The sequence below is a fragment of the Micromonospora sp. NPDC049359 genome, assembly GCF_044466585.1.
In the GTDB taxonomy this organism is placed as follows: domain Bacteria; phylum Actinomycetota; class Actinomycetes; order Mycobacteriales; family Micromonosporaceae; genus Micromonospora.
The window spans coordinates 179,237-191,501 of the sequence record NZ_JBITMW010000002.1; the positions used below are offsets into that span (position 1 = coordinate 179,237).

15 protein-coding genes are annotated in these 12,265 nt (G+C 72.9%); 5 read left to right on the plus strand and 10 right to left on the minus strand.

Features of this window, described 5'->3' with window-relative positions:
* The first annotated feature begins 81 nt into the window (after positions 1–81).
* A complete protein-coding gene (locus tag ACIBTX_RS07000) occupies positions 82–942 on the plus strand; it encodes a DUF1775 domain-containing protein (RefSeq protein ID WP_363661002.1) in 861 nt (286 codons plus the stop codon).
* Positions 943–1,038: 96 nt separating this feature from the next.
* Here the strand turns inward: ACIBTX_RS07000 and ACIBTX_RS07005 are convergent, their stop codons facing one another.
* Complete coding sequence (locus tag ACIBTX_RS07005) at positions 1,039–2,061, minus strand: ADP-ribosylglycohydrolase family protein (RefSeq protein ID WP_396832166.1); 1,023 nt, start codon at positions 2,059–2,061, stop codon at positions 1,039–1,041.
* Between the two features lie 73 nt (positions 2,062–2,134).
* Between ACIBTX_RS07005 and ACIBTX_RS07010 the strand changes: the two genes are divergently transcribed.
* Positions 2,135–2,824 carry a response regulator transcription factor gene (locus tag ACIBTX_RS07010; RefSeq protein ID WP_074318485.1) on the plus strand — a complete coding sequence of 230 codons (690 nt, stop codon included), beginning with the start codon at positions 2,135–2,137 and terminating at the stop codon, positions 2,822–2,824.
* Positions 2,825–2,853: 29 nt separating this feature from the next.
* Positions 2,854–4,257 carry a HAMP domain-containing sensor histidine kinase gene (locus ACIBTX_RS07015; protein WP_357119646.1) on the plus strand — a complete coding sequence of 468 codons (1,404 nt, stop codon included), beginning with the start codon at positions 2,854–2,856 and terminating at the stop codon, positions 4,255–4,257.
* A gap of 321 nt (positions 4,258–4,578) precedes the next feature.
* Here ACIBTX_RS07015 and ACIBTX_RS07020 read toward each other — a convergent pair whose 3' ends face one another.
* Both ACIBTX_RS07020 and ACIBTX_RS07025 read right to left on the minus strand, forming a co-directional pair.
* Complete coding sequence (locus ACIBTX_RS07020; protein ID WP_357119649.1) at positions 4,579–5,601, minus strand: adenosine deaminase; 1,023 nt, start codon at positions 5,599–5,601, stop codon at positions 4,579–4,581.
* Positions 5,598–6,392 (minus strand): trans-aconitate 2-methyltransferase, encoded by a 795-nt coding sequence (locus tag ACIBTX_RS07025; protein WP_396832167.1) that lies wholly within the window; start codon positions 6,390–6,392, stop codon positions 5,598–5,600. Before ACIBTX_RS07025 ends, ACIBTX_RS07020 begins: the two co-directional genes overlap by 4 nt.
* Positions 6,393–6,474: 82 nt before the next feature.
* Here ACIBTX_RS07025 and ACIBTX_RS07030 point away from each other — a divergent pair, with 82 nt between their 5' ends.
* Positions 6,475–7,458, plus strand: coding sequence for an aldo/keto reductase (locus tag ACIBTX_RS07030; RefSeq protein ID WP_357119657.1), 984 nt, complete (start codon positions 6,475–6,477; stop codon positions 7,456–7,458).
* A 94-nt stretch (positions 7,459–7,552) separates the two neighbouring features.
* Positions 7,553–7,747: a hypothetical protein gene (locus ACIBTX_RS07035; RefSeq protein WP_357119660.1), complete on the plus strand. Its 195-nt coding sequence runs from the start codon at positions 7,553–7,555 to the stop codon at positions 7,745–7,747.
* Positions 7,748–7,868: 121 nt separating this feature from the next.
* On the opposite strand, the gene ACIBTX_RS07040 is transcribed toward ACIBTX_RS07035, so the two are convergent.
* The 7 genes from ACIBTX_RS07040 to ACIBTX_RS07070 form a co-directional block, all read right to left on the minus strand.
* Positions 7,869–8,072 carry a cold-shock protein gene (locus tag ACIBTX_RS07040; RefSeq protein ID WP_011905669.1) on the minus strand — a complete coding sequence of 68 codons (204 nt, stop codon included), beginning with the start codon at positions 8,070–8,072 and terminating at the stop codon, positions 7,869–7,871.
* Positions 8,073–8,360: 288 nt separating this feature from the next.
* Positions 8,361–8,633 (minus strand): DUF4235 domain-containing protein, encoded by a 273-nt coding sequence (locus ACIBTX_RS07045; protein WP_007458126.1) that lies wholly within the window; start codon positions 8,631–8,633, stop codon positions 8,361–8,363.
* On the minus strand, positions 8,630–8,992 hold the full coding sequence (locus tag ACIBTX_RS07050; RefSeq protein ID WP_357119663.1) for a DUF3618 domain-containing protein: 363 nt from the start codon (positions 8,990–8,992) through the stop codon (positions 8,630–8,632). Before ACIBTX_RS07050 ends, ACIBTX_RS07045 begins: the two co-directional genes overlap by 4 nt.
* Complete coding sequence (locus ACIBTX_RS07055; protein ID WP_357119666.1) at positions 8,989–9,423, minus strand: phage holin family protein; 435 nt, start codon at positions 9,421–9,423, stop codon at positions 8,989–8,991. Before ACIBTX_RS07055 ends, ACIBTX_RS07050 begins: the two co-directional genes overlap by 4 nt.
* 286 nt (positions 9,424–9,709) lie before the next feature.
* The gene (locus ACIBTX_RS07060) at positions 9,710–10,897 is read right to left on the minus strand and encodes a mechanosensitive ion channel family protein (RefSeq protein WP_357119669.1); all 1,188 of its coding nucleotides are present in this window, start codon (positions 10,895–10,897) and stop codon (positions 9,710–9,712) included.
* An 82-nt stretch (positions 10,898–10,979) separates the two neighbouring features.
* The gene (locus ACIBTX_RS07065) at positions 10,980–11,801 is read right to left on the minus strand and encodes a DUF1206 domain-containing protein (protein WP_357119673.1); all 822 of its coding nucleotides are present in this window, start codon (positions 11,799–11,801) and stop codon (positions 10,980–10,982) included.
* Positions 11,802–11,860: 59 nt separating this feature from the next.
* Positions 11,861–12,226 (minus strand): hypothetical protein, encoded by a 366-nt coding sequence (locus tag ACIBTX_RS07070; RefSeq protein ID WP_357119675.1) that lies wholly within the window; start codon positions 12,224–12,226, stop codon positions 11,861–11,863.
* Positions 12,227–12,265: the final 39 nt, after the last annotated feature.

Below are 12,265 nucleotides of genomic sequence, written 5' to 3' on the forward strand. Positions count from 1 at the left end.
AACCTTTCGCGTCTCGAATCCGAACTACGTGGTGTGGCCGGAAACCGGTGCCGGTCGCGCCGAGAGGGATGGGGGCACGAGATGGCGAGCACGCACGGCGGTGGCCGTCCGCGGCGGATCGTGGCGGTGACCGCGCTGACCGCGGTCGGGCTGCTGCTCTGGCCCGCTGCGGCGGCGCAGGCCGCGGACGTGACGACCACCCCGACGGAGGCGCGGCAGGGCGACGCCGTACGGCTGGAGTTCAGCGTGCCCGAGGAGCGCGCCGGCACGACGACCAAGCAGGTCGAAATCCGGTTGCCGGCCGGCGCGCCGGTGGCCGAGGTCTACCCGATGTCGGTCGACGGCTGGGCGCCCAGGATCGACTCCAAGACCCTGGACAAGCCGGTCGCGGGCATCCACTCCTCCGGGGTGAGCACCGTGACCACGGCGGTGACGTGGGTCCGCGTCGGCCAGGGTGCGACCGGCCCGGCCAAACTGGCCCTGTCCATGGGCCCGTTGCCGCAGGCCGAGCGGCTCACGTTCGAGGTCGTCCAGACGTACGCCGACGGCACGGTCGTCCGGTGGGCGGATGCCGGCGGCGACCACCGCGCGCCGGTGCTGACGCTGCTGCCGGCGGTCCCGGGCGCCGCCGGACCGGCCGCGCACGGCGGCCACGGCGCGCCGGCGGCCGGCGGACCCGCCGCCGGGGACAGCGGTGTGAATCCCGCACCGGTCGGCCGGGAGGGCGACGAGGATTCCGGCAACGCCGACGGAATGCTGGCCGCCGGACTGCTGGCCGGGCTGGGCGGCGGCGCGGCGATCGGCTGGGTGATCAGTCGTTGGCGGCGGCGCGACCCGGTCCAGGCCGCCGCGCTCGCCGAGGCGACCGGCAGCGCCGACGAGCCACCTTCCCTCGCCGAGATCACCGGCCGCGCGGACGAGCCGGTGTCCGCCTCCCGTTGATCCACCCGGGTTCCTGCAAACCGCGCCATCCGAGCCGCGCGGACAGCCCAATGTCCGGGAGCCCGAGTCGATCAAGCCTGGGGCGGACCAGGGCCGTCAGGGCAGCCAGGCGGGTAGCGGCTCGCGGGCGGCCAGCCACGCGTCGGGGACGCCGCCCGGGGTGCCGACCCCGGTGTACGCCGCCACCACCGCCCCCGCGATGGCGGCCGTGGTGTCCACGTCGCCGCCGGCGCGTACGCAGGTCCGGATCGCCGTCGGGTAGTCGTCGAGGTGTGTCGCGGCAACCCAGAGCGTGAACGCGACGGTGTCCTGGGCGGTCACCCGGGCGCCGTTGCCGAGCGCGGCCACCACGCGGGACAGCGGGCGGCCGAGCAGCCCGATGGCGGTGTGTACGCCACGGTGCACCTGGGTGCCCGCGTCGACCACGGCGGCGACCCCGGCGAGGAGCCGGGCCGGGGCCGGTCGGTGGCCGTCGAGGCGGGCCCGGGCGGCGAGCGCGGCGGCCACCGCCACGGCGACCGCGCCGGCGATCCCCTCGGGGTGTGCGTGGGTCACCTCGGCCGAGGCGCGGGCCTGCGCGGCCGCGCGGGCCGTGGAGTCGGCGAAGTACGCGCCCAGCGGACCCACCCGCATGGCTGCCCCGTTTCCGCAGGAGCCCTGCCCGTCGAAGGCGGACGCGGCGGCCACCGGCCACGGGGTGCCGCTGCGGATCAGCCGCAGGGTCAGCATCGCGCCCGCGCCGTAGCCGCGTCGCGCGTCGCAGCGCTCGGCGAACGCCAGCGCCAGCCGGTCCCGGTCGATGGCGCCCGCCGCGGCCAGTTCGGCGACGACCGAGCAGGCCATCTCGGTGTCGTCGGTCCAGGACCACGGTGCCGGTGGCAGGCTGCCCGCGCCGGGATCGGCCACGCCCGACGGGCCGGCCCACGCGCCGGGCACGTCGTCGCCGGGAACGACGGCCGTGGCCGACGGGCCGGCCCACGCGCCGGGCACGTCGTCGCCGGGAACGACGGCCGTGGCCGGCGGGGCGTACCGCTCGCCGAGCGCGTCACCGGTGGAGAGGCCGGCGAGACTGTCTCGGGCGAGCGCCAGCCGAGCGTCGGCGAACAGGGTGAAGGACATCGTCGTACCAGCTTGCCCGCTTCCCGGGTACGTCGCAACGCGATCAACTTGCCAGGCCAAGTACCGTCTTGTCGTGGCCTCCGTGCTCCTGGTCGAAGACGATCACGTCGTACGCGGCGCGATGCTGCGGTCCCTCGCTGACCGGGGGCACGCCGTGCACGCCGTGGGCACCGCCCTGGACGCGCTGCGACGGGTCGCCGCGGAGACGCCCGACCTGGTGGTGTTGGACCTGGGCCTGCCCGACCTGGACGGCTCGGACGCGCTGCGGATGCTGCGCGGCATCACCGACATCCCGATCATCATCGCCACCGCCCGCGACGACGAGCAGTCGGTGGTCAAGCTGCTGCGCGCCGGGGCCGACGACTACATGGTCAAGCCGTTCACCGGCGCGCACCTGGACGCCCGCATCACCACGGTCCTGCGGCGCGCCGGACGGGCCAGCCGGACGGTGCAGCCGGCGGTGCACACCGTCGGCGGGCTGCGGGTGGACGTCGGTGAGCGCAGCGCTCATCTCGACGGGGAGCCGCTGGCGCTGACCCGTAAGGAATTCGACCTGCTGGCGTATCTCGCCGCACGACCCGGGCGGGTAGTGTCCCGCCGGGAACTCTTGGAGGAGGTATGGCGGCAGCCATCGGTCGGCGAGGATCAGACCATCGACGTACACCTGTACTGGCTTCGCCGAAAGATGGGCGAGTCCGCGGCGAAGCCGCGCTACCTGCGCACCGTGCGGGGGGTCGGGTTCCGGCTGGTGGCACCGGACTGAGGACCGCGCTGGCCCTGCTCACGGCCGGCATGTGCAGCCTCGTCGCGCTCGCGTTCCTGATCCCGCTCGGGTTGAGCCTGCGGGGGCAGACACGGGACGAGGCGATCGCCGAGGCGGCCCGACGCAGCGCGCTGGTCACCGGCGCGTTGGCGGTGAGCACGGACCGCGCGGTGGTCGAACGGGCCGTCGTGGCCAGCGGCGACGATGCCGCCGTCCGGCCGGTGGTGTACGGGTTGGGGCTGGACGAGTCCGCGGGCCGCGCCGGTGGCGCCGACCTGGACCGGGCCCGCGCCGACCGCCGCTCGCTGGTCACCGACGTCGACGGCGGGGTGGTCCGGCTCGACCCGGTGGTCCTGGGTGACCGGACGGCCGTGGTCGAGGTGTTCGTGCCGGACTCGACGCTGGGCGAGGGCGCCGGTGGCACCTGGTTGCTCCTGTTCGCGGTGGGCGCGGCGATGGTCGGCGCGGCGGTGCTGGTGGTCGACCGGGTGGCCGCCCGGGCGGTGGACGCCACCCAGGGTCTGGTCAAGGCCGCCCTGTCGATCGGTGACGGCGACCTGGGCGTACGCGTGGAGCCGACCGGCCCGCGCGAGCTGGCGGAGGCCGGGTACGCCTTCAACCGGATGGCCGACCGGCTGGACGCGGCCCGCACCGACGAGCGAGAGCTGGTGGCCGACCTGTCGCACCGGCTGCGGACGCCGTTGACCGTGCTCCGGCTCGACGCGGAGGCGCTGGAGTCCGACGACACCAGCGTGGGCTCGTTCAGCCCGGCGGAGCTGGACCGGCTGCGGGGTATCCGGCGCATCCGGCAGGCGATCGTCACGCTCGAGGGCGAGATCGACGTGCTGATCAAGACCACCCGCAAGGCGGTGGCGCACGAGGCCGGCCCGGCCGAGTGCGACGTCAGCGAGGTGGTCCGGGACCGGATGGTGTTCTGGGCGGCGCTGGCCGGTGACCAGAACCGGCCGCAGCGGGTGACCGGCGCCCAACTGCGCATCCCCGCGCCCGTGCCGCGGGCCGAGCTGGCCGCCGCGTTGGACGCGGTGATCGGCAACGTCTTCCGTTACACGCCGCAGGGTACGGCGTTCGAGGTGGCCGTGTCCCGCCGCGACGGGTACGTGGCGATCCGGATCGACGACGCCGGCCCGGGTATCGCCAACCCGGATCGGGCGCTGCGGCGGGGCACCAGCGACCAGGGCTCGACGGGGCTCGGCCTGGACATCGCCAAGCGGGTGGCGTTGCAGGCGAACGGCTCGGTCAGCATCGACCGGGCCCGGTTGGGCGGCGCCAGCGTGGTGATGCTGCTCGCCGACCCCGAGGCGACGCCCCGGCAGGTCAGCAGGTTCGGCCTGGTGGGCCGGATGGCCCGCGACGCCCGGGATCAGAAGAGCAGCGGTCGTCGCTGGCCCCGCCAGCGCCCCACCGACGACTGAGCGTCCACCGGCGGGCGAGGACCGCCCGACCGGCGACCGAGCACTGTCGACCGACGGCCGAGGTCCGCCCGGCCGATCGGTTGATGGGCACGCTCCGATCGGCCGGGCGGGCCGGGGCTGTGCGGCGGCACAAGTCTTCCTTAGATCGAGGTTAACGAGCGCGGTCAGCCGCTTGCGGGCTGACAGGATCAGTGCACGAACCCACCAGTTCCACCGGCCAGCGCACCGCGCACCCACCGGCCGGTGGAGCCGTGCGCGCGGCGGGAGTCTCAGGTCCCCCCACACCCACGCTCCCGCCGCGCGCCCCGCTCACCCCGTACCTCAGCGGGCGTCGGCCACGTACGCGTCGATCTCCTCGATGATCCGCTGCTTGCCGGCCGGGTCGAGGAAGGACGCGGTCACCGCGTTGCGGGCCAGCGCGGCCAGCTCCCCCGGGCCCGCACCGAGCAGTCGGGCCGCCACCGCGTACTCGTCGTTGAGGGTGGTGCCGAACATCGGCGGGTCGTCGGAGTTGATGGTGACCAGCAGCCCGGCCTCGACCAGCCGGGGCAGCGGGTGCTCGTCGAGGGTGGCCACGGCCCGGGTCCGCACGTTCGAGGTCGGGCAGATCTCCATCCCGATCTGCCGTTCGGCGAGGTAGGTGAGCAGTTCCGGATCCTGTGCGGCGGAGATGCCGTGCCCGATCCGCTCCGCGCCCAGCTCGTGCAGGGCGTCCCAGATGGTCTGCGGGCCGGTGGTCTCGCCGGCGTGCGGCACCGAGCGCAGGCCGGCGGCGCGGGCCTGGTCGAAGTAGGGCCGGAACTGCGGCCGGGGTACGCCGATCTCCGGGCCGCCCAGACCGAAGCTGATCAGCGAGTCCGGCCGCTCGTCGAGGGCGATCCGCAGCGTCTCCTCGGCGGCCGGCAGGCCGGCCTCGCCGGGGATGTCGAAGCACCAGCGCAGGTCGAGGCCGAAGTCGGCGGCGGCGCGCTTGCGGGCGTCCTCGATCGCCTCGCAGAACGCGGGCGCGGGAATGCCCCGCCGCACGTGCGAGTACGGGGTGATGGTCAGCTCGGCGTACCGGACCTGCTGGCGGGCCAGCTCCCGGGCCACCTCGTGGGTGAGGAGCCAGACGTCCTCCGGGTCCCGGATGAGGTCGACGACGCTCAGGTAGACCTCGATGAAGTGCGCGAAGTCGCGGAACTCGAAGTAGCTGGCGAGCGCGTCCGGGTCGGCCGGGACGGGGGTGTTGCCCTCGTGGCGGGCGGCCAGCTCGGCGACGATCCGGGGCGAGGCGGAGCCGACGTGGTGCACGTGCAGCTCCACCTTGGGCAGACCGGCGATGAAGGTGGTCAGATCGGTCACGGATTCTCCTGTGCGGGGGCGCCGGTACGGGCGACGACGAAGACACGGCGGAACGGGAAGGACACCTGACCGTGCCGCACCGGGTAGGCGGCGCTGAGGCGTACCCCCAGCTCGGCCCGGAAGGCCGACCAGCCGGCGGCGTCCAGCGCGGCCCGGACGGGTCGCAGCGCGGTGCCCTCCATCCAGGCCAGTACCGGGTGGTCGGCGGCGGGATCGGCCGGCAGCAGGTGCACGTAGGTAGTCTCCCAGGCGTCCACCGCGCAGCCCGCGGTGGTCAGCAGGTCCGCGTAGTCGGCCGGGTCGTCGACGGGGTCGGCCCGCTGGAGCGGGGCCAGCTCGGCCCGCCAGGCCGGGAGACCGGCGACCTCGCGCAGTGCCCGGTGTGACGGGGCGTCGAAGTTGCCGGGGACCTGCATGGCGAGCCAGGCGCCGGCGGGCAGTTCGACGGCCCAGCGGCGCAGCAACTCCTGGTGGCCGGGCACCCACTGCAGGGCCGCGGTCGTGACCACCACGTCCTCGTCACCGGTTGGACGCCAGTCGCGCAGGTCGGCGACGGCGAACTCGACCGGGGTCGGCAGGGCCCGCGCGCGGTCGATCATCTCGGGCGCGGAGTCGAGGCCGACGACCCGCGCGTCCGGCCAGCGTTCGGCCAGGACGGCGGTGAGGTGGCCGGGACCGCAGCCGAGGTCGATCACCGTTCGGGGCCGGGCGGCGGGGATCCGGCTGAGCAGGTCGTAAAAGGGGCGGGAGCGCTCGTCGGAGTAGCGCAGGTACGTCGTCGGATCCCACATCGCAGCCTCCAAACCGTACGTCCGTCTTGTTGACGGTACGACTCGCGTGGCAGCCCGGCAACCCGATCACTAGGCTCGGGGCATGGAACAGCGCAGCTTCAACCGGCTCGGCCGGACCGTCGGGGTCGTCGGCCTGGGCGCCTGGCAACTCGGCGCCGACTGGGGGACCGTCAGCGAGACCGACGCCATGGCCGTGCTCAGCGCCGCCGTGGACGCCGGAGTCACCTTCCTGGACACCGCCGACGTGTACGGCGACGGCCGCAGCGAGCAGCTGATCGGCCGCTTCCTGCGCTCCCGGCCGGACGCCGGGCTGACCGTCGCCACCAAGATGGGCCGGCGCGTCGAGCAGCGGCCCGAGGCGTACACCATGGCCAACTTCCGGCAGTGGACCGACCGGTCCCGGGCCAACCTCGGGATGGACACCCTGGACCTGGTCCAACTGCACTGCCCGCCGACCGCCGTCTTCGCCGACGACGCGGTCTTCGACGCCCTGGACACCCTCGTCGCGGAGAAGGCCATCGCGGGGTACGGCGTCAGCGTGGAGACCTGCGACCAGGCGCTGACCGCCATCGCCCGGCCCGGCGTGGCCAGCGTCCAGATCATCCTCAACGCCGTCCGGCACAAGCCACTGGAGCAGGTGCTGCCGGCGGCCGCCGAGGCCGGCGTCGGGATCATCGCCCGGGTGCCGCTGGCCAGTGGCCTGCTCTCCGGCCGGTACGACGAGCACACCGAGTTCCCCGCCGACGACCACCGCAACTACAACCGCAACGGTGCGGCGTTCGACGTGGGCGAGACGTTCTCCGGCGTCGACTACACGCAGGGGCTCGCGGCCGTACGCCGGCTCGCGCCGCTTGTCGACGCCGACCGCACCATGGCCCAGTTCGCGCTGCGGTGGGTGCTGGACCAGGCCGGCGTCACCGTCGTCATCCCGGGCGCGCGCGACGCCGAGCAGGCGCGGCGCAACGCCGCCGCGGCGGACCTGCCGCCACTGGAGGCCGCCCAACTGGCCGGTGTACGCGAGGTCTACGACGAGCTGATCCGCCCGCAGGTGCACGACCGGTGGTGAGCCGCCGACCCCGGGTGCTCGCGTCGCGCCGTCAAGACGACGATGCTGGACGCCCGGGGCGGCGTGCCGCCCGATCCGGCGAGGAGGGTGCGCGATGAGGGGTTGGCTGACACTCACCCTCGGCCTGCTGGCCGTGGTGATCGGTGCGGTGTGGACGGTGCAGGGCCTCGGCTACGTCGACGGCAGCCCGATGACCGACGAGACGCTCTGGGTGGTGGTGGGCCCGATCGTGGCCGCCGCCGGACTGGTGGCGCTCTGGCTGGGACTGCGCTCACGACGCCGCCGGTGAGAAGCCAGCCTGGTCGCCGGCGCGAGCGGGTGAGCGGTGGACGTGGAAAGCCCCGCATCCCAGCACGGGATACGGGGCTTCACTTCAACGAGCCCTGACCGGCGGGGGCCGGCCAGATGTGTCAGAGGGGACGGACCTGCTCGGCCTGCGGGCCCTTCTGACCCTGGGCGATCTCGAACTCCACCCGCTGGTTCTCCTCCAGCGTGCGGTAGCCGCTGGTCTGGATGGCCGAGAAGTGGACGAACACGTCAGCACCCCCGCCGTCGACGGTGATGAAGCCGAAGCCCTTGTCAGCGTTGAACCACTTCACGGTTCCCTGCGCCATGTGTATCTCCTTCTAAAACTGGCGGCCGTGCACGCCGTGCGGCCGATTGGCCGTTTTCGAGCAGCGGCGTCTGAGGCGGCCCCCACGAAGGAGACTTCTCTCAACCCACGCCATCTCGCAACAGCGTGGAACAGCAAATCACGTACGCAAAAAGTCTGCACGACCTGTCCGACGAATTTCTCCGACATGTGACCTGACGGATGACTCAGGTCGCTGGGCGGCGTTGCGAGTCGTGCGAAAGGCCCCCTTCCCGTCGATGGGGAAGAGGGCCTGACGTCTATGCGTCGGTCAGTCCGGCCAGTGGCCGGTCATCCGGCGGACGCCGACCGCCCCGCCCCGGTCCACGGCGGCACGGACCACCGCGAAGATGGCCCCCTGCAACGCCGCGGCGGCCAGGATCTCTCCCCAACCACGGTCCTCGTCGGTGGCGTTCGGCGCCTCGCCGTCGCCCGCCGTGACCTTCCAGACCTGCCGGAAGATCGCGCCGGCCACCGTACCCGCGGCGATACCCAACAACACGCCGACCGGCCGGTACGCGACCTTGCCGATGCTCCTGCTCACCTACGCCTCCCCCGCACGATCATCAGCACCACCACGGTGGCCACCGCGCTGGCGGCGAGCGCCGCCCACGGCACCGGGTTGCGTCGAACCAGCTCGCCCTTTTCACGGACCAGGCCGCCCTTGTCGTACGCCTGGGCGCGGGCCATCCCGGCGCCGCGCGCGGCCTGCCCGCGGACCCGGGCCACGGTCTGCGCCGCCTGCTCGCGCATCCGCTCCTTCGCCTGTTCGGCGGACTCCTTCAGGCGGGCCTTGACGTCCGCCTTGGCGGCCAACGCCTCCATGGTCTCGCCCAGCTCCACCCGGGTACGGCGGATCTCCTCGCGTAGGGCCTCGGTGTCGCCCGTTCCGTTGCCCGTCATGCCCGTCCCCTGTCCTTCACGGCGGCGGCCACGGTGTCCACGTCGGCACGGAGGCTGCGGACCGTCGCCGCCGGCACCGGTGGGACCGCACGACTGACCTGCTTCTTGCCCACCAGCGCGAGGATGCCGGCCACCAGGAAGAGGGCCACCGCCACGATCAGCGCGGCGGCCCAGGCGGGCAGCACCAGATCCAGCAGCAGGATGGCGGTGGCGACGAGCGCGCCCAGGCCGTAGAACGCCAGCGCCCCGCCGCCGCCGAACAGGCCGATCCCGATGCCGGCGTGCTTGCCCTTCTGGGTCAACTCCGCCCGGGCCAGCGCCAGTTCGTCCCGTACCAGACGGGATACCTGTTCGGTGGCCCGCTGCACCAGCTCGGCGGTGGAGGGCTCGCTCCCATTGCGGGATGTGCGGGCATTCGCCACGTCAGCCATGCTGTCCTCCTTTCCTCATCACCGCGCTGTATGCCCGGAGTCGTCGCCTGTCAATCCTAAAACTCGAGGTGCGGCGACCTGTCGCCGTTGTCGGGATGCCGCGCCGACAAGCTGGCGTGGGTCACCCCGATCACGGCAGAGACGTCCGGCAGCACATCCCCCGCGCAACCCCAACCAAACCTCCCCAGACCCCACCCCACCCATTCGCGGCGATCATGAAGTTATTGCCACGACACGCCGAAGCAAGAGGCAATAACTTTCATGAACAACGGGGTGAGTACGGGGGTCAGGGGCGGGTTTCCTCGGGGCCTACGAAGGCCTCGCTGCGGGCGTCGCCGTCGTCGCTACCGCCGAAGACGCGGGCGTCGTCGGGGGCCTCGGTGTCGGAGAGGCGTCGGGTCGGCCGCCTGGGCTGCACCCACTGCCAGGACAGGTTGCTGGTGGCGTCGCCCAGTTCGGTGCGGACGCGGGGCATGGCGGTGGGCCGGTTGTCCCGGATCCAGGCCACCAGGTGCTCGCGGACGAGGGCGCGCAGGTCCCACAGACTGCCCGCGTCGGCGGCGCTGACCAGCGCGCGCAGCCGCACCATCCCGCCGGTGGCGTCGGTGACCTGGAGGACGCAGACCCGACCGTCCCACAACTCGGTGCCCTCGACGAGCCGGCGCAGCTCCTCGCGCATGGTCTGCACCGGCACGGCCCAGTCGACGTCGAACTCGGCGGTGCCGAGCACCGCCGCCTCGGTGCGGGTCCAGTTCTGGAACGGCTTGCTGGTGAAGTACGAGGTGGGCAGGATCAGCCGTCGGTCGTCCCAGATCTGGACCACCACGTAGCTGAGGGTCAGCTCCTCGATCCGACCCCACTCCCCCTCGACGACCACCACGTCGTCGAGGCGGACCGCGTCGCTGAAGGCGAGTTGCAGCCCGGCGAAGACGTTGCCGAGCAGGCTCTGGGCGGCCAGGGCGGCCACCACGCCGACGACACCGGCGGAGGTCAGCACGCCGGCGCCGATGCCGCGCACGCTCGGGAACGTCATCAGCATCACGCCGACGGTCAGGATGACGATCACCGCGACGGTCAGCCGGCGCAGCATCACCACCTGGGTACGCACCCGCCGGGCGTGCCGGTTGTTGGGCACGTCGACCCGGAACCGGGCGAGCGCGGTGTCCTCGACGACGATCAACAGCGCCGCCACCAGCCAGGCGGCGCTGGCGATCACACAGAGCACCAGCAGGTGCAGCAGGAGCCGCCGCCAGCTCTCGCCGACGGCGTACCCGGTGGTGAAGCGGGCGGCGAACTGCACCGCGAGGACGGTGGCGGCGACCTGGAACGGACGGTGCGCGTGGTCGGTCAACTCGGTCAACAACAGGGACCGGCGGCCGAACCGCCGGGTGATCCGGTGGACGACCTCGACCAGGAAGAGGGCGACCGCCGCCGCGGCGAGCGCGGCGACGGTCGTTTCGAGATAGCTCTGCACGAGTGGGGCGCTTCCCTTCGACCGAGCGGCGGAACTTCGGGCAAAAGCCCAATAGTGCCCGACGTCCTCGGTATCGACCAGTTCAGACCTTGCGGTACCGGGACTGGAGGAAGCAGTACACGCCGAAGGCGGCGATGCCGAGGGCGACCAGGGTCAGCAGGATGGAGCCGTACGACTGCTCGCGCAGCGTGTGCAGGGCGGCGTCCAGACCACGGGCCTTCTCCGGGTCGTACTTCACCGCCGCGACGATGACCAGCAGGCCGGCGATGCCGTACGCGACACCCTTGGCGACGTACCCGGCGATGCCGAGGCGACGGGCCAGCTGGCGGGTCTTCGGGCTCATCTCGCCGGTCTTGAGGTGCTTCTCGAACGTCTTGCGGATGCCGTAGATGACCAGGCCGATGCCGATCGCCGCGACCACCAGACCGGCCAGGCCGACCAGCCAGCGGCCACCGGTGGAGGTCATCAGCTTGCCGCTCAGCGCCTCCTGGTTGTCGGCGCTGTTCGACCCGGCCTCGGAGAACACCTTGAAGGCGGTCCAGGCGAAGTAGAGGTAGACGATGGTCCGGCCGGCCGAGGCCAGCCGCTCCATGACCCGCTCCTTGCCCCGCTCGGCGCGGTGCCCGCCCGCCGCCTCGAGGCCCTGCCAGATCGCCATGGCGAGCAGGCCGACCGCGACGGCGATGACGAGGAACTTGCCGAGCGGCTGTTCCGAGAGGGTACGCAGCGCGCCGGACTGGTCGCCGTCGTCGGACGACGTGCCGAACGCGATCTGCAACGCCAACCAGGCGAAGAGCAGGTGGACGATGCCGTAGCCGATGAAGCCGGCCCGGGCGAGAAGTTCCAGCCACCGGCTGTCCGCCGTCCGGGAGGCGGTGGCTTCGGCGCTACGGGTGAGTGACATGGCGTCACAATCTCCGATTCCGACGATTCCCAAACGTCGGCCACCGCCGCCCGCGCGGGTCAGTTACCCGGGTTGCGGGAAACGCGGATCTTGACCTGCTGGTCGGTGACGCTGTCGACGGTGACCGCGAACCCGCCGGCCTCGGTGGCCTGCTGGCCGGTGGTGAGGGTGAGCTGCTCGCCGGCGACCTCGACGGTCACCTGGTCGCCCTCGGCGCCGACCAGCTTCGCCTCGACGCCGAGGATGGTGGCGCTCGCCTCGACGCCCCGCTCGAAGGTGACCGTGCAGGCGTCCAGCCCGCAGTCGGTGGAGGCGCCCTGGGAGCTGCAGCCGGCGAGCAGGGCGAGGCCGAGCGCCACGGCGGCAACCAGGCCGGCAGCACGGCGGACGGGGGGCAGGCCGATGGTGGTGGGTCGGTTCGTCACCCCGCCAAGGGTACGAGACGTCCGCGACGACCGGGCGGG

Excerpts from the sequence above, each read along its gene's own strand:
- ACIBTX_RS07000 (WP_363661002.1), top strand. The coding sequence starts at position 82 with ATGGCGAGCACGCACGGCGGTGGCCGTCCGCGGCGGATCGTGGCGGTG.
- ACIBTX_RS07005 (WP_396832166.1), bottom strand. The coding sequence starts at position 2,061 with ATGTCCTTCACCCTGTTCGCCGACGCTCGGCTGGCGCTCGCCCGAGAC.
- ACIBTX_RS07015 (WP_357119646.1), top strand. The coding sequence starts at position 2,854 with ATGTGCAGCCTCGTCGCGCTCGCGTTCCTGATCCCGCTCGGGTTGAGC.
- ACIBTX_RS07025 (WP_396832167.1), bottom strand. The coding sequence starts at position 6,392 with ATGTGGGATCCGACGACGTACCTGCGCTACTCCGACGAGCGCTCCCGC.
- ACIBTX_RS07030 (WP_357119657.1), top strand. The coding sequence starts at position 6,475 with ATGGAACAGCGCAGCTTCAACCGGCTCGGCCGGACCGTCGGGGTCGTC.
- ACIBTX_RS07035 (WP_357119660.1), top strand. The coding sequence starts at position 7,553 with ATGAGGGGTTGGCTGACACTCACCCTCGGCCTGCTGGCCGTGGTGATC.
- ACIBTX_RS07040 (WP_011905669.1), bottom strand. The coding sequence starts at position 8,072 with ATGGCGCAGGGAACCGTGAAGTGGTTCAACGCTGACAAGGGCTTCGGC.
- ACIBTX_RS07050 (WP_357119663.1), bottom strand. The coding sequence starts at position 8,992 with ATGACGGGCAACGGAACGGGCGACACCGAGGCCCTACGCGAGGAGATC.
- ACIBTX_RS07055 (WP_357119666.1), bottom strand. The coding sequence starts at position 9,423 with ATGGCTGACGTGGCGAATGCCCGCACATCCCGCAATGGGAGCGAGCCC.
- ACIBTX_RS07065 (WP_357119673.1), bottom strand. The coding sequence starts at position 11,801 with ATGTCACTCACCCGTAGCGCCGAAGCCACCGCCTCCCGGACGGCGGAC.